A 26809-nucleotide genomic window follows, 5' to 3' on the forward strand; every position below is an offset into this window, starting at 1 on the left:
AGATAGAATTAGCTCTGCATTCACATCGGCCATAGAGATTCAACAGTGTATGCTTCGACTCATGTGCTTTTTTGGAATAACACACACTCTCGAAGGACACCCCTTAGACCTGTATACAGCATTTAGCAGCAATCACACATGCATAATGCGCCTGTTCTCCAGGCGCATTGCGACATGACAGCTAACCACCCCCTACACCGCCCCCGCTGGCGCAGTCTGGCGCTGCTGGCCCTGCTGCTCGCGCCGCTGCTCTGGCCCTTGCAGCAGTTGGCCGAGCGCTACTACCGCAGTGAGCTGGCCGAGCAGAATCGCCAGACTCTCGACCTCTACGTGGCCAACCTGCTCGGCACCCTGCGCCGTTTCGAGGTGTTGCCGCCTATCCTCGGCGACCTGCCGGATCTGCGCGGCATCTTGCTGACGCCGGACAGCCCGGCAGCGCTGCAGCGCGCCAACGCGCTGCTAAGGCGGGTGCGCGAGCAGACCGGCGCTGACGTGATCTATCTGATGGATACCGACGGGGTCACCCGCGCGGCGTCCAACCACGACCAGGCGGACAGCTTCGTCGGCCGTAACTTCAGCTTCCGCCCGTATTTCCAGATGGCCATCCAGGGCCAGTTGGGGCGCTTCTTCGGCCTTGGCACCACCTCAGGCAAGCGCGGCTACTTCTATGCCTCGGCCGTACGTGAGGGCGAACGCCTGCTCGGCGTGCTGGTGGTCAAGGTCGACCTCGACTACACCGAGCGCCTGTGGGGCCGTACGCCCGAGCAGCTGCTGGTGACCGACGAGAATGGCGTGATCATCCTCACCTCCGAACCGGCCTGGCGTTTCCATGCCAGTCGACCGCTGAGCCGGATGGAGCTGCGCCAGATCGCCGCCGACCAACCCTACCCCAACCTGCAACCGCAACTGGCGCAAATCGACTGGAAGACCTGGCTGCAACAGAGCCGCGAGCTGGTCGAGACGGGCTGGACGGTGAGCATCCTCGCGCCGCGTAACCAGGTCGACCGTCCGGTGCAGAACGTGGTGGCCATCGGCGGCGCCAGCCTGCTCGCCCTGCTCGCCCTGCTCGGCCTGCTGCTGCAGCGCCGGCGTCATTACCTGGAGCGCATCGCCCTGGATGCCCGTGCCAAACGCGAGCTGGAAATCCGTGTGCTGGAACGCACCCGCGAGCTGGAGAACCTCAACAGCCGGCTGAAGGACGAAGTACTGGAGCGCGAACAGGCTCAGCAGGAGCTGGTACGGACCCAGGACGAACTGGTGCAGGCCGGCAAACTCAGCGCCCTGGGCACCATGAGCGCCAGCATCAGCCACGAGTTGAACCAACCGCTGGCGGCGATCCGCAGCTATGCCGACAACGCCGGGGTGCTGCTCGACCACCAGCGCATGGACGATGCCCGCGGCAACCTCAAACAAATCAGCCAACTGACCGAGCGCATGGCCTCGATCATCGCCCACCTACGTGCCTTTGCCCGGCGCGACCGCCACGCGCCGGAGAGCGTAGCCCTGCAGCCGGCACTGGACGATGCCCTGGCGCTGTTATCCAAACGCCGCCGGGCGCTGGACGTCGAGCTGATCCGCGATCTGCCGGACGCCACCCTGTGGGTGCAGGCCGGGGAGACGCGCCTGCGCCAGGTGCTCGGCAACCTGCTGGCCAATGCCCTGGACGCCCTCGCCGAGAAAGCGCCGCCACGCAAACTCTGGTTGAGCAGCGAAACCACACCCGACGGGGTTCGGCTGCTGCTGCGCGACAATGGTCCGGGCTTCTCGGACCAGGCCCTGGCGCACGCCCGCGAACCCTTCTTCACCACCAAGACCAGCACCCAGGGCCTCGGCCTCGGTCTGGCCATCTGCGATACCCTGATGCGTGCCCTGGGTGGCGAGCTGCTGCTGGCCAACCATCCCGAGGGCGGCGCGCTGGTCACCCTGCAACTGCGCCGCGCCGAACCCGCTGCCAACCTGCAACCGCCCGAGGAGTTTTCATGACGGCCATCGACGCCCGCACTCAGGTCCTGCTGATCGACGATGACGAGCACCTGCGCCAGGCCCTGGCGCAGACCCTCGATCTGGCCGGCCTGCAGGTGCAGGTCCTCGCCGATGCCCGTGACCTGCCCCAGCGCATCCCTGCCGATTGGCCCGGGGTGGTGGTCAGCGATATCCGCATGCCCGGCATCGACGGCCTGCAACTGCTGGCGCAGTTGCGCGAACGCGATCCGGAACTGCCCGTACTGCTGATCACCGGCCACGGCGATGTGCCGCTGGCGGTACAGGCCATGCGCGCCGGCGCCTACGACTTCCTGGAAAAGCCCTTTGCCAGTGAGGCTCTGCTCGACAGCGTGCGCCGCGCCCTGGAACTGCGCCGCCTGGTACTGGACAACCGCAGTCTGCGTCTGGCTCTGGCGGATCGCCAGGAACTGGGCGCGCGCCTGCTGGGACAATGCGCGCCCATGCAGCGCCTGCGCGAACAGGTGGGTGCGCTCGCGGCGATCCACACCGACGTGCTGATCCTCGGCGAAACCGGCGCCGGCAAGGAGGTGGTCGCGCGCGCCCTGCACGACCTGTCGGCGCGCAAGCATGGCCCCTTCGTCGCCATCAACGCCGGCGCGTTGGCCGAGTCCGTGGTCGAGAGTGAGCTGTTCGGTCACGAGGCTGGCGCCTTTACCGGCGCGCAGAAGCGCCGCATCGGCAAGTTCGAGTTCGCCAACGGCGGCACCCTGTTCCTCGACGAGATCGAGAGCATGAGCCCGGATATCCAGGTCAAGCTGCTGCGCCTGCTGCAGGAACGTGTGGTCGAACGGCTCGGCGGCAACCAGCTGATCCCCCTGGATATCCGGGTAATCGCCGCCACCAAGGAAGACCTGCGCATCGCCGCCGACCAGGGCCGCTTCCGCGCCGACCTGTACTACCGCCTCAACGTCGCGCCGCTGCGTATTCCACCACTGCGCGAACGCGGCGAAGACATCCTCCTGCTGTTCCAGCACCTGGCCGAGGCCGCCAGCCAGCGCCATGGATTGCCACCACGCAGCCTGCAGCCGGGGCAGCGCGCACAACTGCTGAGCCACGACTGGCCCGGTAATGTGCGCGAGTTGCAGAACGCGGCCGAACGCTTCGCGATGGGCCTGGAGCTCGGCCTGCAACAGCCTGGCCCGCTGTCTAGCCAGCACTCCGGGCAGAGCCTCGGCGAGCAGGTCGACGCCTACGAGCGCGCGCTGATTAGCGCCGAAATGGCCAAAGAGCATGGCTCCCTGCGTAGCCTGGCCGAGGCCCTGGGCCTGCCGCGCAAGACCCTGCACGACAAGCTGCGCAAGCATGGCCTGGCCTGGGGCGGCGAAGAACAGGACTGAGTCAGGCCACTGGCCAGCTAACGCCCCTATCTCAGCCTAAGACCAGCGCCCGCCGCCATCGCCTGAAGAGGCGATCTATATTTCTATTCGCGTTAAATAACTTTTCATTTATCGCGAAGTTATAAATCTGCAAATTGCCAACACGAATAATCGCCTCACAACTGAAACTTGCGAGCGATAAATACTGAACTAGCTTTTCCTCAAGGCACCTCCTGAAGGTGCTGCCACGGCCATCTATCTCGGCGCTCCCGTGCAATTCTGTGCCAGCCGTAGTACGAGACATTAGCGACGGCAATGGCTGACCGACTATTGACCGAAGTCAACACCTCTTTTGCCAATAGCGCGCCCAATAGTTGCCACTCTGCTCCGCACACTGGAGGTGTTGGATGTCTGACTCAGCAAACAAACTCAAGTTGGGTGCGTTAATTGCCCTGGTCATCGGTTCCATGGTCGGCGGCGGAATCTTCTCCCTGCCGCAGAACATCGCTGCCAGCGCTGGTGCCGGCGCCACCCTGATCGGCTGGCTGATCACTGGCGTCGGCATGCTGACCCTGGCCTTCGTGTTCCAGACCCTGGCCAACCGCAAGCCCGAGCTCGACGGCGGTGTCTACGCCTATGCCAAGGCCGGTTTCGGCGACTACATGGGCTTCTCCTCGGCCTGGGGCTACTGGATCAGCGCCTGGATCGGCAACGTCAGCTACATGGTGCTGCTGTTCTCCACCCTCGGCTACTTCTTCCCGGTGTTCGGCGAGGGCAACACCCTGCCGGCGATCATCTGCGCCTCGATCCTGCTGTGGCTGCTGCACTTCCTGGTGCTGCGCGGGATCAAGGAAGCGGCCTTCATCAATACCGTGACAACCATCGCCAAGATGGTGCCGCTGGCGCTGTTCATCGTGATCGCCGCCATCGCCTTCCAGTTCGATGTGTTCACCACCGACTTCTGGGCCGCCGGCAACAGCGACCTAGGCACTGTGATGGATCAGGTGCGCAACATGATGCTGGTCACCGTCTGGGTGTTCATCGGCATCGAGGGCGCCAGCATCTTCTCCGCCCGCGCCGAGAAACGCAGCGACGTGGGCAAGGCCACAGTGATCGGCTTCGTCGCCGTGCTCCTGCTGCTGGTGCTGGTCAACGTGCTGAGCCAGGGCATCATGGCCCAGGCCGAGCTGGCGGGGCTGAAGAACCCCTCCATGGCCGGCGTGCTGGAGCAGGTGGTCGGCCCCTGGGGCGCCCAGCTGATCTCCATCGGCCTGCTGGTGTCGCTGGCCGGGGCGCTGCTGTCGTGGACCCTGCTCTGCGCGGAGATCATCTTCTCCTCGGCCAAGGACCACACCATGCCGGAGTTCCTGCGCAAGGAGAACGCCAACCAGGTGCCGGCCAACGCCCTGTGGCTGACCAACGGGCTGATCCAGCTGTTCCTCATCATCACCCTGTTCAACAGCTCGACCTACCTGAGCCTGCTGTACCTGGCCACCTCGATGATCCTGGTGCCTTACTTCTGGTCCAGCGCCTACGCCCTGTTGCTGGCCTGGCGCGGCGAAACTTACGAGAGCGGTAGCGGCGAACGCAACAAGGACCTGCTGATCGCCCTAGTCTCGTCCCTCTACGCCATCTGGCTGGTGTATGCCGCCGGCGTGCAGTACCTGCTGCTGTCCGCCCTGCTCTATGCACCGGGCGTCATCCTGTTCGCCAAGGCCAAGCGCGAACTGGGCCAACCCGTGTTCACCAACATCGAGAAGCTCATCTTCGCCGTTGTCCTGATCGGCGCCGCCATCGCCGCCTATGGCCTGTATGACGGCTTCCTCAGCCTCTAATCCGAGAAGGAGTTCGACATGTCCAAGAAAGCCCTAGGCGTCCATTCCGAGGCCGGCAAACTGCACAAGGTCATGGTGTGCTCGCCGGGCCTGGCGCACCTGCGCCTGACCCCCAACAACTGCGATGAACTGCTGTTCGACGACGTGATCTGGGTCTCCCAGGCCAAGCGCGACCACTTCGACTTCATGACCAAGATGCGCGAGCGCGGCGTCGAGGTGGTGGAGATGCACAATCTGCTCGAAGAAACGGTGCAGAACCCCGAGGCCCTGAAGTGGATCCTCGACCGCAAGATCACCCCCAACAGCGTCGGCCTCGGCCTGCAGGGCGAGGTACGTGCCTTTATCGAAAGCCTGGAGCCGCGCAAGATCGCCGAGTTCCTGATTGGCGGCGTGTCCGGCGCGGACCTGATCAAATACAAGGCCTCCGAGGAAGCCAAGATGTTCGCCGCCTACCTGGGCGAATCCAGCTTCCTCTTCCCGCCGCTGCCCAATACCCAGTTCACCCGTGACACCACCTGCTGGATCTATGGCGGCGTCACCCTCAACCCCATGTACTGGCCGGCTCGGCGCCAGGAAACCCTGCTGGCCAGTGCCATCTACAAGTACCACCCGGACTTCATCCATGAAGACTTCCAGATCTGGTACGGCGACCCGGACAAGGACCACGGCGCCGCCACCCTTGAAGGCGGCGATGTGATGCCAATCGGCAACGGCACCGTGCTGATCGGCATGGGCGAGCGCAGCTCGCACCAGGCGATCGGTCAGGTGGCCAAGGCCCTGTTCGACAAGGGCGCGGCGGAGCGGGTGGTGGTCGCCGGCCTCGGCAAATCGCGCGCGGCCATGCACCTGGACACCGTGTTCAGCTTCTGCGACCGCGACCTGGTCACAGTCTTCCCCGACGTGGCCTACAACATCGTGCCCTTCGTGCTTCGCCCGGACGAGAGCAAGCCAGGCGGCATCGACGTGCGCCGTGAAGACAAGTCGTTCATCGACGTGGTCGCCGAATCACTCAACCTGAAGAAACTGCGCGTAGTGGAAACCGGCGGCGATAGCTTCGAAGCCGAGCGCGAACAGTGGGACGACGGCAACAACGTGGTCTGCCTGGAGCCCGGCGTGGTGGTCGGCTATGACCGCAACACCTACACCAACACCCTGCTGCGCAAGGCCGGTATCGAAGTGGTCACCATCAGCGCCAGCGAATTGGGCCGCGGCCGCGGCGGTGGCCATTGCATGACCTGCCCGATCATCCGCGACCCCATCGACTATTGATGCCACCCACAGCGGCCCGCACCAGGGCCGCCGTCCACGCCGGGCTTAAGCAGTACCGGCGCTAACGCTTTTCTCAAGAGGAATTTCGTCATGGCTTTCAACATGCACAACCGCAACCTGCTCAGCCTGATGCATCACAGCACCCGCGAGCTGCGCTACCTGCTCGACCTCTCGCGCGACCTCAAGCGCGCCAAGTACACCGGCACCGAACAGCCGCACCTGCTGCGCAAAAACATCGCACTGATCTTCGAGAAGACCTCCACCCGTACCCGCTGCGCCTTCGAAGTCGCCGCCTATGACCAGGGCGCCAACGTCACCTACATCGACCCGGGCTCCTCGCAGATCGGCCACAAGGAGTCGATGAAGGACACCGCCCGCGTGCTCGGGCGCATGTACGACGCCATCGAGTACCGCGGCTTCAAGCAGGAAATCGTCGAGGAGCTGGCCAGCTATGCCGGCGTGCCGGTGTTCAACGGCCTGACCGACGAATACCACCCGACCCAGATGCTGGCCGATGTGCTGACCATGCGCGAGCACAGCGACAAGCCGTTGCACGACATCAGCTACGCCTACCTGGGTGACGCCCGCAACAACATGGGCAACTCGCTGCTGCTGATCGGCGCCAAACTCGGTATGGACGTGCGCATCGCCGCGCCCAAGACCCTGTGGCCAACCGATGAGCATGTGGCTGCATGCAAGAAATTTGCAGAAGAAAGTGGTGCGCGCATCACCCTCACCGAAGACGTCAAGGAAGCGGTCAAGGGCGTCGACTTCGTCCACACCGATGTCTGGGTGTCCATGGGCGAGCCGGTCGAAGCCTGGGGTGAGCGTATCCAGGAACTCCTGCCCTATCAGGTCAACATGGACGTGATGAAGGCCACCGGCAACCCGCGCGCCAAGTTCATGCACTGCCTGCCGGCCTTCCACAACAGCGAAACCAAGGTCGGCAAGCAGATCGCCGAACAGTACCCGCACCTGAAGAACGGTATCGAAGTCACCGAGGACGTGTTCGAGTCACCCTACTGCATCGCCTTCGAACAGGCGGAGAACCGCATGCATACCATCAAGGCGATTCTGGTCTCCACGCTCGCTGACGTTTGACCCCAAGGCCACGCGCTTGCCTCCCCTCGCCCGCTCGCGGGAGAGGGGCCAGGGGAGAGGGTCGCTCAGAGCGGCCTGCCCTGCCCTCTCTACTAGGCGTGCCCCTAATAAATGGAAGAGGGGGCGTTCGCTAATCAGAACGTAGCCCGGATGAAATTCGGGGCGGCAAGCCCTACAGAACTCCCGGATTTCATCCGGGCCACACATGGACAGCACCCTCTCCTGAAGGGGGCAGGGCCACATCTCAAGGAGAACCAACATGCGACTAGTCATCGCCCTGGGCGGCAACGCCCTACTGCGCCGTGGCGAGGCCATGACCGCAGACAACCAGCGCGCCAACGTACGCATTGCCTGCGAGCAGATCGCCAAAGTGGCGCCAGGCAACGAACTGGTGATCGCCCACGGTAATGGTCCGCAGGTGGGCCTGCTGGCTCTGCAGGGCGCGGCCTACGACGCGGCCAACCCCTACCCGCTGGACGTGCTCGGTGCCGAGACCGAAGGCATGATCGGCTACATGATCGAGCAGGAACTGGGCAACCTGCTGCCGTTCGAGGTGCCTTTCGCCACCATCCTCACCCAGGTCGAGGTCGACAGTGCCGACCCGGCCTTCAAGACGCCGACCAAGCCGATCGGCCCGGTCTACCCGAAGGAAGAAGCCGAGCGCCTGGCCGCCGAGAAGGGCTGGAGCATCGCCCCGGACGGCGACAAGTTCCGTCGCGTGGTGGCCAGCCCCCGGCCACAGCGCATCTTCGAGATCCGCCCGATCAAATGGCTGCTGGAAAAAGGCAGTGTGGTGATCTGCGCCGGTGGTGGCGGCATCCCCACGATGTATGAGGACGGCAAGCTGCAGGGTGTCGAAGCGGTGATCGACAAGGATCTGTGCTCGGCACTGCTGGCCGAACAGCTGGCCTGCGACCTGCTGGTGATCGCCACCGATGTGGATGCCGCCTACATCGACTGGAGCAAGCCGACCCAAAAGGCCATCGCCCAGGCCCATCCGGACGAACTGGAGCGCCTCGGCTTCGCCGCCGGCTCCATGGGCCCCAAGGTCATGGCCGCCTGCGAGTTCGCCCGCAACACCGGGAAAGTCGCCGTAATCGGCTCGCTGGCCAATATCGAGGCCATCGTCCAGGGCACCTCTGGCACCCGCGTCAGTACCGCCGAGCCAGGCCTGAGCTATCGCTAAGCGCGGAGGCACGGACGCCTCAACTCCTTCTGCCGATGTCACAACGCGGAGTGACCTTGCGGTCACGAACTGCGTCACTCAGTCATTCCGATTCATTTTGAGTCGCCACCCGGCAGCTGCCGCCTGGCTATAGCGGTTATTGCTCCATTACCCGGCAATGACGGCACGCCTCTTCCAGGCCCGGAGCGATCGAAGGAGTTCTGTGTGATGTCTCGTCTTCCCGTCATCGTCGGCTTCGGCGGCTACAACGCCGCCGGCAGAAGCTCGTTCCACCATGGTTTCCGCCGTATCGTTCAGGAGTCCCTGGACAGTACCAGTCGCCAGGAGACCCTGGCCGGCCTGGCCGTGATGATGCAGCTGGTGCAGGTGGTCGACGGTCAGTACCGCGATCAGGCGGGCAACACCCTGAGCCTGGCCGAGATCGAAAGCCGCTTCTCCGGCGAAATCCTCGACGGCACTCTGGTACGGCGTATCGACAAGCGTCTGCTGGACGTCGATGCCGCCCATTGGCAGAAGAACCTCAGCGCCAGCGGCGCGCAGTTCACCACCCTGCGCAAGCACCTGCCGGAGCCATTGCCGGCCAGCTGGAACGTCGAGCAACTGGGCGAGCAGCAGGTGCTGGTGACCCTCACCGAAGCCTGCGAATTCAAGGTCGACAGCTACCGCGCACTGCCGGTGAAGTCCGCCGGCCAGCTGCCCGCCGGCTTCGAGCCCGGCGCCCTGTACAACTCGCACTTCCACCCGCGCGGCCTGCAGCTGGCGGTGGTCGGTGCCACTGACGCCCTGCGCTCCACCGGCCTGGACTGGCAAACCATCCAGGACCAGGTGCAACCCGATGAAGTCGCCGTGTTCTCCGGCAGCATCATGAGCCAGCTCGACGAATACGGTTTCGGCGGCATGCTGCAGTCGCGCCTGAAGGGCGGCCGGGTCACCGCCAAACAATGCCCGCTGGGCCTCAACACCATGCCGGCAGATTTCATCAACGCCTACGTACTGGGCAGCGTCGGCAGCACCGGCAGCGTCACCGGCGCCTGCGCGACCTTCCTCTACAACCTGCAGAAGGCCATCGAGCAGATCGCCAGCGGCAAGGCCCGCGTCGCCCTGGTCGGCAACGCCGAGGCGCCGATCACCCAGGAGATCATCGACGGCTACGGCGCCATGGGCGCACTGGCCACCGAAGAGGGCCTGCGCAAGCTCGAAGGCCGCGACGAGGTGGACTTCCGTCGCGCCAGTCGGCCGTTCGGCGACAACTGCGGCTTTACCCTTTCCGAATCATGCCAGTACCTGGTGCTGATGGACGACGAACTGGCCCTGCAACTAGGCGCGGATATCCACGGTGCCGTGCCGGATGTGTTCATCAACGCCGACGGTTTCAAGAAGTCCATCTCCGCGCCCGGCCCGGGCAACTACCTGACCCTGGCCAAGGCCGTGGCCAGCGCCGCCCAGCTGGTCGGCATCGACGCGGTGCGCACGCGCAGCTTCGTGCATGCCCACGGCTCCAGCACCCCGGCCAACCGGGTCACCGAATCCGAACTGCTGGATCGGGTCGCCGCCGCCTTCGGCATCGACAATTGGCCAATCACCGCGGTCAAGGCCTTCCTCGGCCACTCGCTGGCCACCGCCAGTGGTGATCAGGTGATCGCTGCGCTCGGCACCTTCCGCCACGGTCTGTTGCCCGGATTGAAGACCATCGACAAGGTCGCCGATGACGTCCATTGCCAGCACTTGAGCCTGGACACGCGAGATCGCCAGATGAGCGAGATGGAAGTCTGCTTTATCAACTCCAAGGGCTTCGGCGGCAACAACGCCACCGGCGTGGTGCTGGCCCCGCAAGTGGCCGAGCGCATGCTGCGCAAGCGCCATGGCGAGGCCGCCTATAGCGCCTGGCTGGACAAGCGCGAGGCCACCCGCGCCAGCGCCGCGCGGTACGACCAGCAGGCCCTGCGCGGCCAGTTCGACATCCTCTACAACTTTGGCCACGACCTGATCGACGATCAGCAGTTGCACTTCAGCGCCGAGGGCATCCAGGTGCCGGGCTTCGCCCAGCCTCTGCGCTACAAGAAGGACGAGCGCTACAGCGATATGCTGTAAGCCGCGTAGGTTGGTTAACCGCCTGCGGCGTAACCCAGCGATGAGTCATACAGGTGGAGATGAGGCCCTTGCTTCATCGCCGGGTTTCGCGGTGCTCTACCCAGCCGACGAAACACCCTGAGGCCATCAATCCAGCGCACGGGCCAGCTGGATCAGCTCGGCGCGCCAGGCCGCTGCCTGTGGCAAGCCGAGGAAGGACGGGTTGAGGTAACTCTCGCGCGCCTCGTAGGTCAGCGCCTCACCCTTGAGATCGAGCACTTCGCCACCGGCGCCTTCCAGAACGCCCTGGGCCGCTGCAGTATCCCACTGCGAAGTGGGCGCCAGACGCGGATAGCAATCGGCATTGCCTTCGGCCAGCAGGCAGAACTTCAGCGAGCTGCCGATATTGGCCAGCTGCAAGTCGCCGAAACGTTCGGACAGACCTGCCAGCAAACGTTCCTGGGCCGGGCTGGAGTGGCGCTTGCTGGCCACCAGGGTAAAGGCCTCGGCAGGCGCCAGGCGCACACTGATGGCCTGGGCCTCACCACCGGCCTCCTGACGCCAGGCGCCCAGGCCGGCACCACCAAAATAGCAGCACCCTGTGGCCGGGATGCCGACCACGCCCAGCACCACGCGACCGCGCTCGATCAGGGCGACATTGACGGTGAACTCCTCGCTGCCGGCAATGAACTCCTTGGTACCGTCCAGCGGGTCGACCAGCCACCAGCGTTGCCATTGCGCGCGCTCGCTCAGCGGGATGACGCTGTCTTCCTCGGACAACACCGGCACCTCGGGCGCCAGCTCGCGCAGGCCCGCGGCGAGAATCTCATGGGCGGCCAGATCGGCGGCCGTCACGGGAGAGGCGTCGGCCTTTTCGGCTACCGCCACGTCGTTGCGCCAGTGCGGCAGGGTGGCCTGGCCGGCACGCTGAACCAGTTCGATCAGCGCCGGCAGATAGGGATGACTCACTTGAATTCTCCACGTTGGGTCAGCAGATCGCGGACCAGATAAAGCGCGGCAAGGGCACGGCCCTCGGTGAATTGCGGGTGCTGCAGCAGGGCGCTGATTTCGCGCAGGCTGACCTTGTCCACCCGCATCGGCTCCGGCTCGTCGCCCGGCAGGCGTTCCTCGTAGAGGTCACGGGCCAACACCACCTGGATCTTCTGGCTCATGTAGCCGGGCGACAGGCTCAGTTCGGCCAGCAGCTCCAGGCGCTCGGCGCCGAAGCCGGCCTCCTCCTTGAGCTCGCGATTGGCCGCCAGGAGCACGTCCTCGCCCGGCTCGACCAGGCCCTTGGGCAGCGAAATCTGGTAATCGTCGGTGCCGGCGCAGTACTCCTCGACCAGCACCGCATGCTCGGCATCGAGCATCGCCACCACCATCACCGCGCCGTAGCCGGAGCCCTTGCCAACCAGGCGCTCGTAGGTGCGTTCCACACCGTTGGAGAAGCGCAGCTGCAGCTCCTCGACGCGGAACAGGCGGCTGCTGGCGACGATTTCGCGGGCCAGCACCTGGGGTTTCTCACGCATCACTCGCTCCTTGATTCGAGCAGGTATCATACCCGGCAAACCTCATCTGCCGAGCGTGATCTTGTAACGCTGCGCCACTGCCGGATCTCACCATGCCTCTGTTGCCCTGGGCCGATATCGATACCGTTCTGCTCGACATGGACGGCACCCTGCTCGACCTGCACTTCGACAACCACTTCTGGCTGGAGCACCTGCCCCAGCGCTATGCCGAACTGCATGGCGTCAGCCGCGCACTGGCCGAAGCGGAACTGCTGCCGCTGTTCCGCCAGCATGCCGGCACCCTGCCCTGGTACTGCACCGATTTCTGGAGCCGCGAACTGAAGCTGTCGGTACGCGACCTCAAGCGTGAAGTCGCCCACCTGATCGCACTGCGTCCGGACGCGGACGTCTTCCTGCAGGCCCTGCGTGCCGCCGGCAAGCGCGTGGTGCTGATCACCAACGCCCACCGCGATTCGCTGTCGCTGAAGCTGGAGAAAGTCGAACTGGCACCCTATTTCGACAGACTGATCAGCTCCCACGACTACGGCTTCCCCAAGGAAGACCAGCAATTCTGGTTCGCCCTGCAACAGGACTTCCCCTTCGACCCGGCGCGCAGCCTGTTCATCGACGACAGCCTGCCCATCCTACGCAGCGCCGGGCGCTATGGCGTGGCCAATCTGCTGGCCGTACGCCAGCCGGACAGCCGTGGCCAGGCCAAGCACACCGAAGAGTTCGCCGCCGTAGAGGATTACCGCCTGCTGGCCACCGAGCTCACCGCTGGCAAGGCCTGACGCTATTGCACACGCGCTGGACAGTTCCCTGGCTGCGCCATTTTTTGCACAACTCGTGATCCACCTCGCAGCGCGTGCATGCCGCACTTGCCGCCGCCCGTGGCGCTGGCAGCATCCGCACCATCTTCCTGACTTGGACTGCCTTCATGAAATACCTGCTTTTGCTTTCTCTTTCCCTGGCCAGCGCCACTACCCTGGCGGGCAATACGTCTGCCGGTGTTGGCGGCGCACTGGGTGGCGTACTCGGCACGGTGGTCGGTGAGCAGGTAGGCGGTAGTACCGGTGCAGCCATTGGTGCCGGTGTCGGCGGGGCAGCGGGTAGCGCGGTTGGCGCGGATAAGGGCAGTCGCACTGAAGCCGCTATCGGCGGTGGCCTTGGGGCAGCCGGTGGCCAAGTTATCGGCAGCAAGGTAGGAGGTAGTACTGGCGGCCTGATCGGCGCGGCAGTCGGTGGCGGTGCAGGTGGCGCACTCGGTAATGCCTATGGCGACGACGATGACGACCGCGATGACCGCCGCTATCGCGATGGCGGTCACTACCATGGTCATGATGGCCATCCAGGCCGTGCACTGGGCCACAAGAAGGACAAGTGGCACAAAAAACACCGCTGATGCACAAACGACAAGGCCCGCTGATGCGGGCCTTGTGTTTTACCGAGCCCTCACAGACTCAGATACCACCACTGCGCAGGGCGGCGGCGGTGAAGTCGCTCTTCTTCAGCTGCACGTTGTAGTCGTACATCTTCTCGTTATTGTCCAGGCCATCGACGAAGTAGCGGCTGCCCTTGAAGTCGTAGATGGTTTCCAGGGTGCTGGCGAACACCGGCACGTCGTAATAGCTGATCGGATGAGCTTCCTGCATACCAATCAGCTCGCCTTGCTTGTCATACAGATCGACAGCCAGGATCTGCCAGCTGTCTTCGTCGAGATAGAAGCGGCGCTTGGCATAGGGATGGCTGAAGCCCGTACGCAGGTCTGCCTCAACCACCCAGACGCGGTGCAGCTCGTGACGCATCAGCTCGGGGTTGATATGGGCCTTCTGCAGGATGGTGTCGTAGGGAATGCCCTTCTGGTGTACGGCATAGCTGTTGTAGGGCACGAGCATTTCCTGCTTGCCCTGCAGCGTCCACTCGTAACGATCCGGTGCGCCGTTGTAGGTATCCACCACGTCGGCGGTCGCCATACCGCTGGTGTCCGGCTGCATGGCGTCATAGGCCAGCATCGGCAGACGCCGCACGCGACGCTCGCCACGGCTGAAACGCCAGGCCTTGCGGATTGCCAGCACCTGATCGAGGGTTTCCTGCACCACCAGGGCGGAACCGGCCAGCTTGCTCGGCGCAGTGATCACGTACTTGTAGTAGAACAGAGTGTTGTCCAGGTCACCGGGGGTCATGCCTTCGCGGCCGTAGACGAACATGATGTCGCGGTCACGCTTGAGCAGCACGTAGCTGCCGCCATTGAGCACCACCGCCTGGTTGGTCTCCATGCGCAGCTGCTCGCCACGGTAGCGGGTGATGTGGTTCCAGATGGCTTCCTGGCCGTTCTGCGGAATCGGGAACGGCACGCCGGCGGCGGCGCCCTCGATACCGTTGCCGCCGGAGATCAGCGTGGCATTGGTAGCGTTGAAGCGCGTGGCGTCGTAGATGCGCTGCGGCGAAGCGGCACTGCGGCGAGTCGGGTATACGCGCAGGTAGTAGTCCGGATTGCGCTCCAGCAGCTTCTGGTAGCCGGGCGTCAGCAGCGCCTTGTACTGGGCCATATTGGTCTTGTCGACGCGATACAGCTCGGCATCGGCGGCAAAGGGGTCCGGGTGGTGCATGCCGGGCTGGTAGTTGGCCGGCGGCGTGGAAACGCCTCCCTCCCATGGCGGAATGGTGCCCGCCGCATTGCCGGCGCGCTCACCGCCCAGCGGCATCAGATCCTGCCCCAGGCGCGCGGCCTGGGTGGCATCGACGCGGGCATGCGCGGGCAGTGACACAGTGGCTGCCAGCGACAGGACTGCAATTGTTCTCAGCACAGCGTTCTCCTCGCGGCGCGCCATGGCGCCGCTGCTCTTATTCGTACGACCAAGTGTAGGTCGTGCCTGCAGATTGCCGTTGGTGGTGAGGCAGAGGCCGTCCTGGCGCCGGGTGGTCCCGGTCATATAGCCCCGCATCCTGCAGGGCCTGGATGATCATTCGCTACGTTGGAACTTGAGGTCCCACACACCGTGACCGAGGCGCTCGCCGCGCTTCTCGAACTTGGTTACCGGACGCTCGCTGGGGCGCTCGACATAGCCTGCTGCACCGGCAACGTTATGGTAACCGGGCGCCGCCGACATGACTTCCAACATATGTTCCGCATATGGCTGCCAATCGGTCGCCATGTGCAGGATGCCGCCGACCTTGAGCTTGCTGCGTACCAGCTCGGCGAAGCTCAGCTGGACAATACGGCGCTTGTGATGACGCGCCTTGTGCCAGGGATCGGGGAAGAACAGCAGGACGCGGTCGAGGCTGGCGTCGGCCACGCAGTCGCGCAGCACTTCCAGGGCATCGCAGCTGTACACGCGGATGTTGCTCAGGTTCTGCGTAAGCATGCCGTTGAGCAGGGCACCGACGCCCGGCTTGTGCACTTCCACGCCGATGAAGTCCTGCTCCGGTGCGGCGGCGGCCATTTCCAGGGTGGCGTGGCCCATACCGAAACCGATCTCGAAGGTGCGCGGCGCACTACGGCCGAATACCTGGTCGAAGTCGCGCAGACCGTCGGCCAGCTCCAGCCCATACTTTGGCCAGCCCTGGTCAAGGCCACGCTGCTGACCCTCGGTCATGCGCCCGGAGCGCATGACGAAACTCTTGATGCCGCGCAGCGGCCGCTCGGCAGCGCCTTCGTCTGCCGGCTCGATGATGTCACTCATAAGATTCTCTTAGAGCCTTTTTAGGATTCGCGAGCTAGAGCCAGGTTAGGCAAAAGCAGGCGAGGAAACGGAGTTTACAAAGAGTAAATGAGCATTCCGAGCGTGCTTTTAACGACGCATGGCCGACGCGCAGCGGGTCATAAACAGGCTCTTACTTGATCAAACCGTCCAGCGGCGACGACGCGCTGGCGTACAACTTCTTCGGCATGCGCCCGGCCAGGTAGGCCATGCGCCCGGCGATGATCGCGTGCTTCATCGCCGCGCCCATCAGAATCGGGTTCTGCGCATGGGCAATGGCGCTGTTCATCAGCACCGCCTCGCAGCCCAGTTCCATGGCGATGGTGGCGTCGGACGCGGTACCCACGCCGGCATCGACCAGCACCGGCACGGTGGCCTCTTCGAGGATGATGCGCAGGTTGTAAGGGTTGCAGATGCCCAGACCGGTGCCGATCAGGCCGGCCAGCGGCATCACCGCGATGCAGCCCATCTCGGCCAGTTGGCGGGCGATGATGGGGTCATCGCTGGTGTAGACCATGACGTCGAAACCTTCCTTGACCAGCACTTCGGCGGCCTTGAGGGTCTCGATCACGTTGGGGAACAGGGTCTTCTGGTCGGCCAGCACTTCCAGCTTGACCAGCTTGTGGCCGTCGAGCAGCTCGCGGGCCAGGCGGCAGGTGCGCACCGCCTCGGTGGCGTCATAGCAGCCGGCGGTGTTGGGCAGGATGGTGTATTTGTCCGGCGAGATCACGTCGAGCAGGTTCGGCTCATCCTTGTTCTGCCCGATATTGGTCCGGCGCACCGCCACGGTGACGATCTCGGCCCCCGAGGCCTCGATGGCCAGGCGGGTCTCTTCGAGATCCCTGTACTTGCCGGTACCGACCAGCAGACGTGACTCATAGGTACGACCGGCCAGGGTGAAAGGCTTGTCGATGATGGCGCTCATGGCAGATCCTCGGGCGACTAGCCGCCGCCGATGGCGTGGACGACTTCCAACTGGTCGCCCTCGTGCAGAACGGTAGTGCCGTGCTGGCTGCGCGGCACGATGTCCAGATTGAGTTCGACCGCCACCCGCTTGCCGACAGCGTCGAGGCGCACGAGCAGGTCCGCGACGGTGGCGCCGTCGGGCAGCTCATAGGATTGGCCGTTCAACTGGATGAGCATGGCTGGTCGGTCAGATTCTGAAAAAGGGTCGGCATTCTAGCCCGATCACGGGCAGCGACCAAGCCACGCGCCCGCCATTTGTCCGCCGCCAACCTCAACGCGCCCGCCAGGCGGACAGCCCCAGGCACAGCCAGCCGGCGAGCAAGCACACACCGCCCAGCGGCGTGATCATGCCCAGCTGGCCGAGGCCGCTCAGGGTCAAGGCATACAGGCTACCGGAGAACAGCAGGATACCGGCTACGAACAGGCTGCCGGCAGCCTTCGCCAGGCGAGCAGGCAAACGCTCGGCCAGTGCGGCCACACCCAGCAGGGCCAGCGCGTGCAGCATCTGGTAATGCACACCGGTCTGAAACACCGCCAGGTACTCGGCGCTCAGCAGCCCCTTGAGCCCATGGGCAGCAAAGGCGCCCAGGGCAACACCGGTGAACCCGAAAACAGCCGCCAACAGCATAAAGGCACGCAACATGATCCAGTCCCGATCGATTCCAACGCGGCCGCTATAATGGCCGCTCACTCGAACCGGGCCAAGCCATGTTGCGCAATCTGCTCCGTCGCCTGACCAAACTGCTGCTGTGGCTCGCCGCGGGCAGCGCCCTGCTGGTGCTGGCCCTGCGCTGGATCGACCCGCCGGGCACGGCACTGATGGTCGAGCGCAAGATCCAGTCGTGGCTCGACAACCAACCCATCGACCTGCAGCGCAGCTGGCGCCCCTGGAGCGAACTGCCGGACGACCTGAAGATCGCCGTGATCGCCGGCGAGGATCAGAAGTTCGCCGAACACTGGGGCTTCGATATCGCTGCGATCCGCCAGGCCCTCGCCCACAATGCCGAGGGCGGCAGCCTGCGCGGTGCCAGCACCATCAGCCAGCAGGTAGCCAAGAATCTGTTCCTCTGGTCCGGTCGCAGCTGGCCACGCAAGGCGCTGGAAGCCTGGTTCACCGGACTGATCGAGCTGCTCTGGCCGAAGCAGCGGATTCTCGAGGTCTACCTCAACAGCGTGGAATGGGGTGACGGTATCTTCGGTGCCGAAGCGGCCGCGCGCCATCACTTCAACGTGGGAGCGCCCTATCTGTCGCGCCAACAGGCCAGCCTGCTGGCCGCGGTACTGCCCAACCCGCGCGCCTGGAGCGCCAGCCGCCCAGGCCCCCATGTGCAGCGCCGTGCCGCCTGGATTCGCCGGCAGAGCTACCAGCTGGGCGGCAGCCACTACCTCGACCAGTTGTCCTCAGCACTGACAGCGCCACAGTGGTGGCCTGACTGGTTAGCGAAACCCTGATTACCATCAGGAGTTTGGCATTAGGGTCGTCAGCGCTGCAGCAGACGCTTGGGCACGATGCGCAGCAGTTGCACGCGCTCATCGCGGATATGTGCGGTCAGGCCCTGCTGGGGATAGACCCAGGCCTCGCCCTCGGACAATTGCAGACGCAGGCGCGCCTCCCCCAGGCTGGCGCTCAGTGCCGTGGCCATGACGGTATGCCGCGGCGACAGGTTGAGCGCCTCGACACGCTGTCCGGCCAGCTGCGCCAGCATCTCCGCCGACTGCGGCTGCTCCGGATCATTGGGCCGTACGCCGCTGACCTCGGCCAGGCTGGCACGCTGGGTATCGCTTAGCGCCAGCTCACCCTCCACGCGCCAGCCCTCTCGCTCGCCACGCAGCAGCAGATGGGGGCCATCCATGCGCGGCTGCAGCCACAGCTCAGCCCTGGGCAGAAACTGGTTCAACTGGGTAACCGTCAGGCGCTCATCGAACTGTGGGCGAAAGAGTTCGGTTTCCCACTGCTGCAATTCAGCCAGGGGCTGGCCCTGCTCTTCGTCCGGCACCAGCCACCAATAGCCCAGCAGGCAGCTGGCCAGGGCCACGACGGTGAACAACAAGGCAGGCGGGCGACGGCTCATGAGAAAGCTCCAGGCAGAAAAAAGCCGCACCAGAGTGCGGCTTTTCGAGGTGATGCGCGTTACGCCTGAATCGAGCCTTTCAGCTTGTTCATGGCGTTTTTCTCCAGCTGGCGGATACGCTCGGCGGAGACGTTGTACTTGGCAGCCAGGTCATGCAGGGTCGCCTTCTCCTCGGCCAGCCAGCGCTGGTAGAGGATGTCGCGGCTGCGCTCGTCCAGGCTTTCCAGCGCCTCGTGCAGACTGGCATTGGCGCTGTCGCTCCAGTCGGCGTCTTCCAGCTGGCGGGCCGGGTCGTAGCGATGGTCTTCCAGATAGTGCGCCGGGGACTGGTAGGCAGTGTCGTCGTCGGCATCGGCAGCCGGGTCGAAGGCCATGTCATGGCCCGTCAGGCGGCTCTCCATCTCGCGCACTTCACGCGGTTCGACTCCCAGGCTCTCGGCCACGGCATGCACTTCATCGTTGTTCAACCAGGCCAGACGCTTCTTCTGGCTGCGCAGGTTGAAGAACAGCTTGCGCTGCGCCTTGGTGGTGGCGACCTTGACGATGCGCCAGTTGCGCAGGATGAACTCGTGAATCTCGGCCTTGATCCAGTGCACGGCGAAAGACACCAGGCGCACGCCCATTTCCGGGTTGAAGCGCTTGACCGCCTTCATCAGGCCGACGTTGCCTTCCTGGATCAGGTCGGCCTGGGCCAGGCCGTAGCCGGCATAGCTGCGGGCGATGTGGACAACGAAACGCAGGTGGGCCAGCACCATCTGGCGGGCGGCTTCCAGGTCTTGCTCGTAGTAGAGACTCTCGGCCAGCTCACGCTCCTGCTCGACGGTCAGCAGCGGGATGCTGTTCACCGCATGCACATAGGCCTCCAGGTTGGCGCCTGGGACGAGGGCATGCACAGGTTGCAGGGAAGTGGTCATCAAAAACCTCCGGTATTACAAAACTGGCGCAGTCTAGCACTGCACTTTCAGAGCAGGGAACCCGGGCAAAAGTTCCGTTACAGATGCTCCGCTTACGACAAAAAACATCAACTGTTACCGTGGCGCCAGTTCACTCAGGTGCCGCGCCACGGCCAGCCAGGCGCCAATATAGCCAAGGAACAGCGCGCCCAACAGCAGCGACAGACCATCGGCAGCCGGCACGCCGGCCAGGGCGAAGTCACTGCCATAGAGGCCGGCCAGACGCACCACCGCCGCATTCAGCCAATCCAGGCCGAAGGCCAGCAGGCCCCAGGCCAGCAGGCCGGCGCCGATACCGTAGAGCGCGCCCATATAAAGGAAGGGGCGGCGCACATAGCCGTCGGTGCCGCCCACCAGCTTGATCACCTCGATCTCGCTGCGACGGTTCTCGATATGCAGACGAATGGTATTGCCGATCACCAGCAGCAGGGCCATGACCAGCAGCAGCGTGAGCCCGAAGACGAAGCGGTCGCCCAGACCGAGGATGGCGGTCAAGCGCTCCACCCACTGCAGGTCGAGCTGCGCCTGGTCGACGCCCGGCAGCTCGCTAAGCGTCTGGCGCAGGGCTTCCAGGCGGGTCTTGTCGATTTCCTTGGGCGTCACCACCACCACGGCGGGCAGCGGGTTGTCCGGTAGCTCGCGCAGCGCCTGGCCCAGGCCGGACTGCTGCTCGAACTCGGCCAGGCCGGCTTCGCGACCGATGAACTCGGCCTCGGCCACGTCAGCCATGGCGGCGACCTCATCGCGCAGTTGCAGGCCGGCGTCGTCGCCGCCTTCGACCTTGAGATACAGGGAAATCTGCGCCGCCTTCTGCCAGGAGCCACCGAGGCGCTCAACATTGTCCAGCAGCAGGGCCAGGCCCATGGGCAGGGACAGGGCCACAGCCATCACCAGGCAGGTGAAGAAGCTGCCGATGGGCTGGCGCACCAGGCGGCTAAGGCTGTCGACCAGGCTGGCGCGATGACTTTCGACCCAGGCGGCGAACAGGGTGGAGAAATCCGGCCCCTGCTTGATCGGCTTGTCGGCCTTGGCCTGAACCGCACCAACGCGCTCGGCGGCCTTGATATTGCGCTGAGTCTCGCTCATGCGGCCTCCCCGTCGCCGATCAGGCGGCCACGTTGCAGGGTCAGCATGCGATGGCGCATGCGTGCGATCAACGCCAGGTCGTGGCTGGCGATCAGCACGGTGGTGCCGAGACGGTTGATGTCCTCGAACACGCCCATGATCTCGGCGGCCAGGCGAGGGTCGAGGTTACCAGTCGGCTCGTCCGCCAGCAGCAGCGCCGGGCGGTGCACCACGGCGCGGGCGATGCCGACGCGCTGCTGCTGACCAGTGGAGAGGTCGGCCGGGAACTGCTCGGCCTTGTCGGACAGCGACACGCGCTCCAGCGCCGCACTGACACGCTTGGCGATATCCGGCTTGGACAGGCCGAGGATCTGTAGCGGCAGGGCGACGTTGTCGAACACCGAGCGATCGAACAGCAACTGGTGGTTCTGGAACACCACGCCGATCTGTCGGCGCAGGAAGGGGATCTGTGCGGTGGTGATCTGGCTCAGATCCTGCCCGGCCAGCAGCAGCTTGCCGCTGGTCGGCCGCTCCATCGCCAGCAGCAGGCGCAGCAGGGTGGACTTACCCGCGCCGGAGTGGCCGGTCACGAAGAGGAACTCGCCACGCTGCACGCGAAAGCTCAGCTCGTGCAGGCCGACATGGCCGTTGGAATAACGCTTGCCGACTTGCTCGAAACGAATCATGCACGCTCCCTTTCCGCGAACAGCGCCTGGACGAAGTCCTCGGCGACGAAACTGCGCAAATCATCGATGCCCTCGCCCACCCCGATGTAGCGGATCGGCAGGCCGAACTGCTTGGCCAGGGCGAAGATCACCCCACCCTTGGCGGTGCCGTCCAGCTTGGTCAGAGCCAGGCCGGTGAGGGCCACGGCCTGGTGGAACTGCTTGGTCTGGTTGATGGCGTTCTGCCCGGTGCCGGCGTCCAGCACCAGCAGCACTTCGTGCGGCGCCGTCTCGTCCAGCTTGCCGATCACCCGGCGCACCTTCTTCAGCTCCTCCATCAGGTTGTCTTTGGTGTGCAGACGCCCGGCGGTGTCGGCGATCAGCACATCCACGCCACGGGCCTTGGCCGCCTGCACGGCGTCGAAGATCACCGAGGCGGAATCGGCGCCGGTGTGCTGGGCGATCACCGCGATCTGGTTGCGCTCTCCCCATACCTGCAGCTGCTCGACGGCGGCGGCACGGAAGGTATCGCCGGCGGCGAGCATGACCTTCTTGCCCTCGCCCTGCAGCTTCTTGGCCAGCTTGCCGATGGTGGTGGTCTTGCCGACGCCGTTCACGCCGACCACCAGGATCACGTAGGGCTGTTTCTCGGCGCTGATCTGCAGCGGCTGCTCGACCGGCTTGAGCAGGCCGGCCAACTCTTCCTGTAGCGCCTTGTACAGCGCGCCGCTGTCGGCCAATTCCTTGCGTGCCACGCGCTTGGTCAGGCTACCGATGATGGCAGTGGTGGCTTCGACGCCGACGTCGGCCATCAGCAGACGGGTTTCCAGCTCTTCGAGCAGGTCGTCATCGATGGCCTTCTTGCCGAGGAACAGGCTGGCCATGCCCTCGCCCAGGCTGGCGCTGGTCTTCGACAAACCCTGTTTGAGGCGGGCGAACCAGCCGCCCTGATTGTCACCGGGCTTGCTCTGTTCGACCTGCACCGGCGCAGTTTCGACCGGCGCCGCCGGTGTGATCTCGACGGGCACCGGCTGCTCGAGCACCGGGTGGGTGACTTCGCTGCCGGCATTGATGCGAAAACGCGAGAAGGCCGGCTTGACCTCCACCGCGTCAGCGGCCTGCAGCGGAGCCGGCGCAGGTTCAACTAGCGGCGGAGCCACTGCCTCAGGCGCAGCTTGCACCTCGACGACTGGCAGCGCTGGCGCTATCGGCTGAACAGGGGGGCTCTCGGGCACCGGCGGCACCGGCTCGGCGCTGACGGGTGCCTGGGCGGCGGGCGCGCTCGGCTCGGCAACAGGCGCGTGAGCCTCAGGTGGCGGCGCAACCGGCTCGGGGCTGGCAGGCGCAGCTTGCTCGGGATTGCTCGGGGTATCCTGCGGCTTCTTGCGCAGCCAGCCGAACAGGGATTTCTTCTCGCCGGCGTTCTCCGCCGATGGCTTGTCGTCGTTGGAACCAAACATGAGTCTTGGGCATCTCAGGGGAGCCGCACGGCGAGCCGCGCCGACCCGAAAAAGGATGCGGTATGCTAGCACCTCTTCACCCGCTGGCGGTACGACCGCCCGGGCCGCCCGACAGGTCACGACTCCCTATGACATCACTTGCCCGCCGCTGCGCCGGCCTGCTGCTGATTGCCTTGCACGCGCCACTGGCTGCGCTGGCCGCCGAGCCACAGGCCACTCACGAATTCCAGCTGGACAACGGCCTCAAGGTCATCGTCCGCGAGGATCACCGCGCCCCCGTGGTGGTCTCGCAGCTCTGGTACAAGGTCGGTTCCAGCTACGAGACACCCGGCCAGACCGGCCTGTCCCACGCCCTCGAACACATGATGTTCAAGGGCAGCCGCAAGCTCGGCCCCGGCGAGGCCTCGCGCATCCTGCGCGAACTCGGCGCCGAGGAAAACGCCTTCACCAGCGACGACTACACCGCCTATTACCAGGTGCTGTCACGCGACCGCCTGGCCGTGGCCCTGGAGCTGGAGGCCGACCGCCTGGCCAGCCTTGCACTTCCGCCCGACGAATTCGCCCGCGAGATCGAGGTCATCAAGGAAGAACGCCGCCTGCGCACCGACGACAAGCCGACCGCGCTGGCCTACGAGCGCTTCAAGGCCATGGCCTACCCGGCCAGCGGCTACCGTACGCCCACCATCGGCTGGCGAGCAGACCTCGATCGCATGCAGGTCGAGGAACTGCGCGCCTGGTACCAGGCCTGGTATGCACCCAACAACGCCACCCTGGTGGTGGTCGGCGACGTCACTAAGGACGAGGTGCGGGGTCTGGCTGAAAAGTACTTCGGCGCCATTCCGCGCCGCGCCGTGCCGGCCGCCAAGGCACCGCTGGAGCTGGCCGAGCCCGGCGAGCGACGCATGACCCTGCACGTCAAAACCCAGCTACCCAGCCTGCTGATGGGCTTCAACGTACCCGGCCTGGCCAGCGCCACCGATGCACGCCAGGTGCATGCCCTGCGCCTGGCCTCCGCGCTGCTCGACGGTGGCTACAGCGCACGCCTGCCGGCACGCCTGGAGCGCGGCGAGGAGCTGGTCTCCGGCGCTTCCGCCTGGTACGACGCCTTCGTCCGTGGTGACAGCCTGTTCATGCTCTCTGCCACGCCCAATGTGCAAAAGGGCAAGACCCTGGAGCAGGTCGAGGCCGGGCTCTGGCGCCAGCTGGATGACCTCAAACAGAACCCGCCCAGCCCCGAGGAACTGGCCCGCGTACGCGCCCAGGTGATCGCCGGGCTGGTCTACGGGCGTGATTCAATCACCAGCCAGGCCACCACCATCGGCGAGCTGGAAACCGTCGGCCTGTCCTGGAAGCTGATGGATGAGGATCTCGCCGCCCTGGAGGCCGTGACCCCGGCCGACATCCAGAAGGCCGCGCAGAACTTTTTCACCCGCTCGCGCCTGTCCGTCGCCCACATCCTCCCCGAATCCACCACTGCCGAAGGAAAACAGCCATGAGCGAGCGCAACCGCATGCGCTATGGCCTGCTCGGCCTCGGCGTGATTGGCCTGGTCGGCGGCCTGAGCCTGATCGCCAGTCGCCCGGCCGAGGCGCCGGCCACCGCCAACCCGCCCACGACTCAGCTGGAGTCCCTGGCCAACCTCAACGATCAGCCGCCGAGCAAGCGCACCCTGGAAATCCAGCGCTGGCAGACCGCCGAAGGCGCCAAGGTGCTGTTCGTCGAAGCCCGCCAGCTGCCGATGTTCGACCTGCGCCTGACCTTCGCCGCCGGCAGCAGCCAGGATGAGGGCACGCCCGGCCTGGCCACCCTGACCAACGCCATGCTCAACGAAGGTGTACTCGGCAAGGACGTCACCGCCATCGCCGAGGGCTTCGAGGGTCTGGGCGCCAACTTCGGCAACGGCGCCTATCGCGACATGGCCATCGCCAGCCTGCGCAGCCTCAGCGCCCAGGAACAACGCGAGCCAGCACTCAGGCTGTTCGAGCAGGTGATCGGCCAACCCACCTTCCCGGAAGATGCCCTGGCACGCATCAAGAACCAGCTGCTGGCCGGCTTCGAGTACCAGAAGCAGAACCCCGGCAAACTGGCCGGACTGCAGCTGTTCGAGCGCCTGTATGGCGAGCACCCCTACGCCCACCCCAGCGAAGGCACCGCACAGTCGATCCCGGCCATCACCACCGAGCAACTGCGTGCCTTCCACCAGCGCGCCTACGCCGCCGGCAATGTGGTGATCGCCCTGGTCGGCGACCTGTCGCGCGCCGAAGCCGAAAGCATCGCCGCCTCCGTCTCCGCCGCCCTGCCCAAAGGCCCGGCGCTGCCGGTGATCGGCCAACCGCAGGAGCCCAAAGCCGGTCTTAGCCACATCGAGTTCCCCTCCAACCAAACCCACCTGATGCTGGCCCAGCTCGGTGTCGACCGCCGCGAGCCGGATTACGCCGCGCTGTCCATCGGCAATCAGATCCTCGGCGGCGGCGGCTTCGGCACCCGCCTGATGGAAGAAGTGCGCGAGAAGCGCGGCCTGACCTACGGCGTCTACTCAGGCTTCAGCGCCATGCAGGCACGCGGCCCGTTCATGATCAACTTGCAGACCCGCGCCGAACTCAGCGAAGGCACGCTCGAACTGGTGCAGGGCATCCTGCGCGACTACCTGGCCACAGGCCCGACCGCGAAGGAGCTGGAAGACGCCAAGCGCGAAATGCTCGGCAGCTTCCCCCTGAGCACCGCCAGCAATGCCGATATTGTTGGCCAGCTTGGCGCCATGGGCTTCTATGACCTGCCACTGACCTACCTCGACGATTTCATGACCGAGGTGCAGGGCTTGAGCGTCGAGCAGGTCAAGGCCGCCATGAACCGACACCTGAGCGCCGACAAACTGGTGATCGTCACCGCCGGCCCCACGGTCGAGCAGAAACCCCTGCCGCCGCCCACCGACAAACCCGCCGCACAACCCAGCGGCGTCCCGGAGCACTGATGCGTAAACCCAGCAAGAAAACCGCCCCTGCGGCCGACAACGGCCAGTTGCGCATCATCGGCGGCGAATGGCGCAGCCGTCAGTTCTACTTCCCCATGGCCCACGGCCTGCGCCCGACGCCTAACCGGGTGCGCGAAACCCTGTTCAACTGGCTGGCGCCCTACGTACCGGGCGCCCAGGTGCTGGACTGTTTCACCGGCAGCGGCGCGCTGTTCCTCGAAGCTCTGTCGCGGGGTGCCAGCCGCGCCCTGGCCCTGGACAGCAACGGCAACGCGCTCGCTGCACTGCGCCAGACCCTGACCACGCTGAAATGCGAGAACGGCCAGCTGCTGCAGACCAACGCCCTGCAGTACCTGGAAAACCAGGCCGCCACGCCCTACGACCTGATCTTCCTCGATCCCCCCTTCGGCCAGGACCTGCTGCGCCCGGCCTGCGAGCTGCTGGAAGAAAAGGGCTGGCTGGCCCAGGACGCCTGGATCTACACCGAGAGCGAGGCCGCGCCCTCGGCCCTGGGCCTGCCCGGCAACTGGCGCCTGCACCGCGAGCAGAAGGCCGGCCAGGTGTACTACTCGCTGTGGCAACGCACGGCGTAGATGAATACGCGGCCCGCCCCAATCTCGCGGGCGGCGCTGTATCTACTGGCCGCCCTGCGCAATAGCCGCCGTTG

At 65.1% G+C, this 26809-nt stretch carries 25 protein-coding genes; 13 read left to right on the forward strand and 12 right to left on the reverse strand.

Annotated elements, in window-relative coordinates:
• Positions 1–174: 174 nt before the first annotated feature.
• From P7A97_RS09190 to P7A97_RS09220, 7 genes are all read left to right on the forward strand, one after another.
• Positions 175–1983 (forward strand): ATP-binding protein, encoded by a 1809-nt coding sequence (locus tag P7A97_RS09190; RefSeq protein ID WP_277689634.1) that lies wholly within the window; start codon positions 175–177, stop codon positions 1981–1983.
• Positions 1980–3341: a sigma-54 dependent transcriptional regulator gene (locus tag P7A97_RS09195; protein WP_277689635.1), complete on the forward strand. Its 1362-nt coding sequence runs from the start codon at positions 1980–1982 to the stop codon at positions 3339–3341. Before P7A97_RS09190 ends, P7A97_RS09195 begins: the two co-directional genes overlap by 4 nt.
• Positions 3342–3727: 386 nt before the next feature.
• Positions 3728–5155, forward strand: a complete 1428-nt coding sequence (gene arcD / locus P7A97_RS09200) for an arginine-ornithine antiporter (RefSeq protein WP_277689636.1) — start codon at positions 3728–3730, stop codon at positions 5153–5155.
• A gap of 18 nt (positions 5156–5173) precedes the next feature.
• The gene (gene arcA, locus P7A97_RS09205; protein WP_277689637.1) at positions 5174–6424 is read left to right on the forward strand and encodes an arginine deiminase; all 1251 of its coding nucleotides are present in this window, start codon (positions 5174–5176) and stop codon (positions 6422–6424) included.
• A 90-nt stretch (positions 6425–6514) separates the two neighbouring features.
• Positions 6515–7525, forward strand: a complete 1011-nt coding sequence (locus tag P7A97_RS09210; protein ID WP_277689638.1) for an ornithine carbamoyltransferase — start codon at positions 6515–6517, stop codon at positions 7523–7525.
• A 259-nt stretch (positions 7526–7784) separates the two neighbouring features.
• The gene (gene arcC, locus P7A97_RS09215) at positions 7785–8711 is read left to right on the forward strand and encodes a carbamate kinase (protein ID WP_277689639.1); all 927 of its coding nucleotides are present in this window, start codon (positions 7785–7787) and stop codon (positions 8709–8711) included.
• Positions 8712–8918: 207 nt separating this feature from the next.
• The gene (locus P7A97_RS09220; RefSeq protein ID WP_277689640.1) at positions 8919–10802 is read left to right on the forward strand and encodes a beta-ketoacyl synthase; all 1884 of its coding nucleotides are present in this window, start codon (positions 8919–8921) and stop codon (positions 10800–10802) included.
• Between the two features lie 126 nt (positions 10803–10928).
• Here P7A97_RS09220 and cysQ read toward each other — a convergent pair whose 3' ends face one another.
• Complete coding sequence (cysQ, locus tag P7A97_RS09225; protein WP_277689641.1) at positions 10929–11750, reverse strand: 3'(2'),5'-bisphosphate nucleotidase CysQ; 822 nt, start codon at positions 11748–11750, stop codon at positions 10929–10931.
• Entirely contained in the window at positions 11747–12310 is a 564-nt protein-coding gene (gene nudE / locus P7A97_RS09230) for an ADP compounds hydrolase NudE (protein ID WP_277689642.1), read from the reverse strand. Before nudE ends, cysQ begins: the two co-directional genes overlap by 4 nt.
• Before the next feature lie 92 nt (positions 12311–12402).
• On the opposite strand from nudE, the gene yrfG reads away from it, so the two are divergent.
• A complete protein-coding gene (gene yrfG / locus P7A97_RS09235) occupies positions 12403–13080 on the forward strand; it encodes a GMP/IMP nucleotidase (protein WP_277689643.1) in 678 nt (225 codons plus the stop codon).
• 146 nt (positions 13081–13226) lie between these two features.
• Positions 13227–13691, forward strand: a complete 465-nt coding sequence (locus tag P7A97_RS09240) for a hypothetical protein (protein WP_277689644.1) — start codon at positions 13227–13229, stop codon at positions 13689–13691.
• 58 nt (positions 13692–13749) lie between these two features.
• Here P7A97_RS09240 and P7A97_RS09245 read toward each other — a convergent pair whose 3' ends face one another.
• From P7A97_RS09245 to P7A97_RS09265, 5 genes are all read right to left on the reverse strand, one after another.
• A complete protein-coding gene (locus P7A97_RS09245) occupies positions 13750–15096 on the reverse strand; it encodes a DUF1329 domain-containing protein (RefSeq protein ID WP_277689757.1) in 1347 nt (448 codons plus the stop codon).
• Between the two features lie 156 nt (positions 15097–15252).
• Positions 15253–15924, reverse strand: coding sequence for a tRNA (guanosine(46)-N7)-methyltransferase TrmB (gene trmB, locus P7A97_RS09250; protein WP_277689758.1), 672 nt, complete (start codon positions 15922–15924; stop codon positions 15253–15255).
• Positions 15925–16123: 199 nt separating this feature from the next.
• Entirely contained in the window at positions 16124–16915 is a 792-nt protein-coding gene (locus P7A97_RS09255; RefSeq protein WP_277689645.1) for a thiazole synthase, read from the reverse strand.
• 17 nt (positions 16916–16932) lie between these two features.
• Positions 16933–17133 (reverse strand): sulfur carrier protein ThiS, encoded by a 201-nt coding sequence (gene thiS / locus P7A97_RS09260; protein ID WP_277689646.1) that lies wholly within the window; start codon positions 17131–17133, stop codon positions 16933–16935.
• A gap of 94 nt (positions 17134–17227) precedes the next feature.
• Complete coding sequence (locus tag P7A97_RS09265) at positions 17228–17599, reverse strand: DUF423 domain-containing protein (RefSeq protein WP_277689647.1); 372 nt, start codon at positions 17597–17599, stop codon at positions 17228–17230.
• 65 nt (positions 17600–17664) lie between these two features.
• On the opposite strand from P7A97_RS09265, the gene mtgA reads away from it, so the two are divergent.
• Positions 17665–18408 (forward strand): monofunctional biosynthetic peptidoglycan transglycosylase, encoded by a 744-nt coding sequence (mtgA, locus tag P7A97_RS09270; protein ID WP_277689648.1) that lies wholly within the window; start codon positions 17665–17667, stop codon positions 18406–18408.
• Positions 18409–18437: 29 nt separating this feature from the next.
• Here the strand turns inward: mtgA and P7A97_RS09275 are convergent, their stop codons facing one another.
• From P7A97_RS09275 to ftsY, 5 genes are all read right to left on the reverse strand, one after another.
• Complete coding sequence (locus tag P7A97_RS09275; protein ID WP_277689649.1) at positions 18438–19028, reverse strand: hypothetical protein; 591 nt, start codon at positions 19026–19028, stop codon at positions 18438–18440.
• Positions 19029–19087: 59 nt separating this feature from the next.
• Positions 19088–19942, reverse strand: coding sequence for an RNA polymerase sigma factor RpoH (gene rpoH, locus P7A97_RS09280; protein WP_277689650.1), 855 nt, complete (start codon positions 19940–19942; stop codon positions 19088–19090).
• 114 nt (positions 19943–20056) lie between these two features.
• Complete coding sequence (gene ftsX / locus P7A97_RS09285) at positions 20057–21067, reverse strand: permease-like cell division protein FtsX (protein ID WP_277689651.1); 1011 nt, start codon at positions 21065–21067, stop codon at positions 20057–20059.
• Positions 21064–21732, reverse strand: a complete 669-nt coding sequence (gene ftsE / locus P7A97_RS09290; protein WP_277689652.1) for a cell division ATP-binding protein FtsE — start codon at positions 21730–21732, stop codon at positions 21064–21066. The genes ftsX and ftsE overlap by 4 nt, the downstream gene beginning before the upstream one ends.
• Positions 21729–23171 carry a signal recognition particle-docking protein FtsY gene (gene ftsY, locus P7A97_RS09295; RefSeq protein WP_277689653.1) on the reverse strand — a complete coding sequence of 481 codons (1443 nt, stop codon included), beginning with the start codon at positions 23169–23171 and terminating at the stop codon, positions 21729–21731. The genes ftsE and ftsY overlap by 4 nt, the downstream gene beginning before the upstream one ends.
• A 128-nt stretch (positions 23172–23299) precedes the next feature.
• Here ftsY and P7A97_RS09300 point away from each other — a divergent pair, with 128 nt between their 5' ends.
• Genes P7A97_RS09300 through rsmD form a run of 3 tightly spaced genes read left to right on the forward strand, consistent with a single transcriptional unit; the run spans position 23300 to position 26735 of the window.
• Positions 23300–24667, forward strand: a complete 1368-nt coding sequence (locus tag P7A97_RS09300; protein WP_277689654.1) for a pitrilysin family protein — start codon at positions 23300–23302, stop codon at positions 24665–24667.
• Positions 24664–26142 carry a pitrilysin family protein gene (locus tag P7A97_RS09305; RefSeq protein ID WP_277689655.1) on the forward strand — a complete coding sequence of 493 codons (1479 nt, stop codon included), beginning with the start codon at positions 24664–24666 and terminating at the stop codon, positions 26140–26142. The genes P7A97_RS09300 and P7A97_RS09305 overlap by 4 nt, the downstream gene beginning before the upstream one ends.
• A complete protein-coding gene (rsmD, locus tag P7A97_RS09310) occupies positions 26142–26735 on the forward strand; it encodes a 16S rRNA (guanine(966)-N(2))-methyltransferase RsmD (protein ID WP_277689656.1) in 594 nt (197 codons plus the stop codon). Before P7A97_RS09305 ends, rsmD begins: the two co-directional genes overlap by 1 nt.
• The last annotated feature ends 74 nt before the right edge of the window (positions 26736–26809 follow it).

Source organism: Pseudomonas sp. GOM6 (genome assembly GCF_029537485.1).
Lineage (GTDB): Bacteria > Pseudomonadota > Gammaproteobacteria > Pseudomonadales > Pseudomonadaceae > Aquipseudomonas.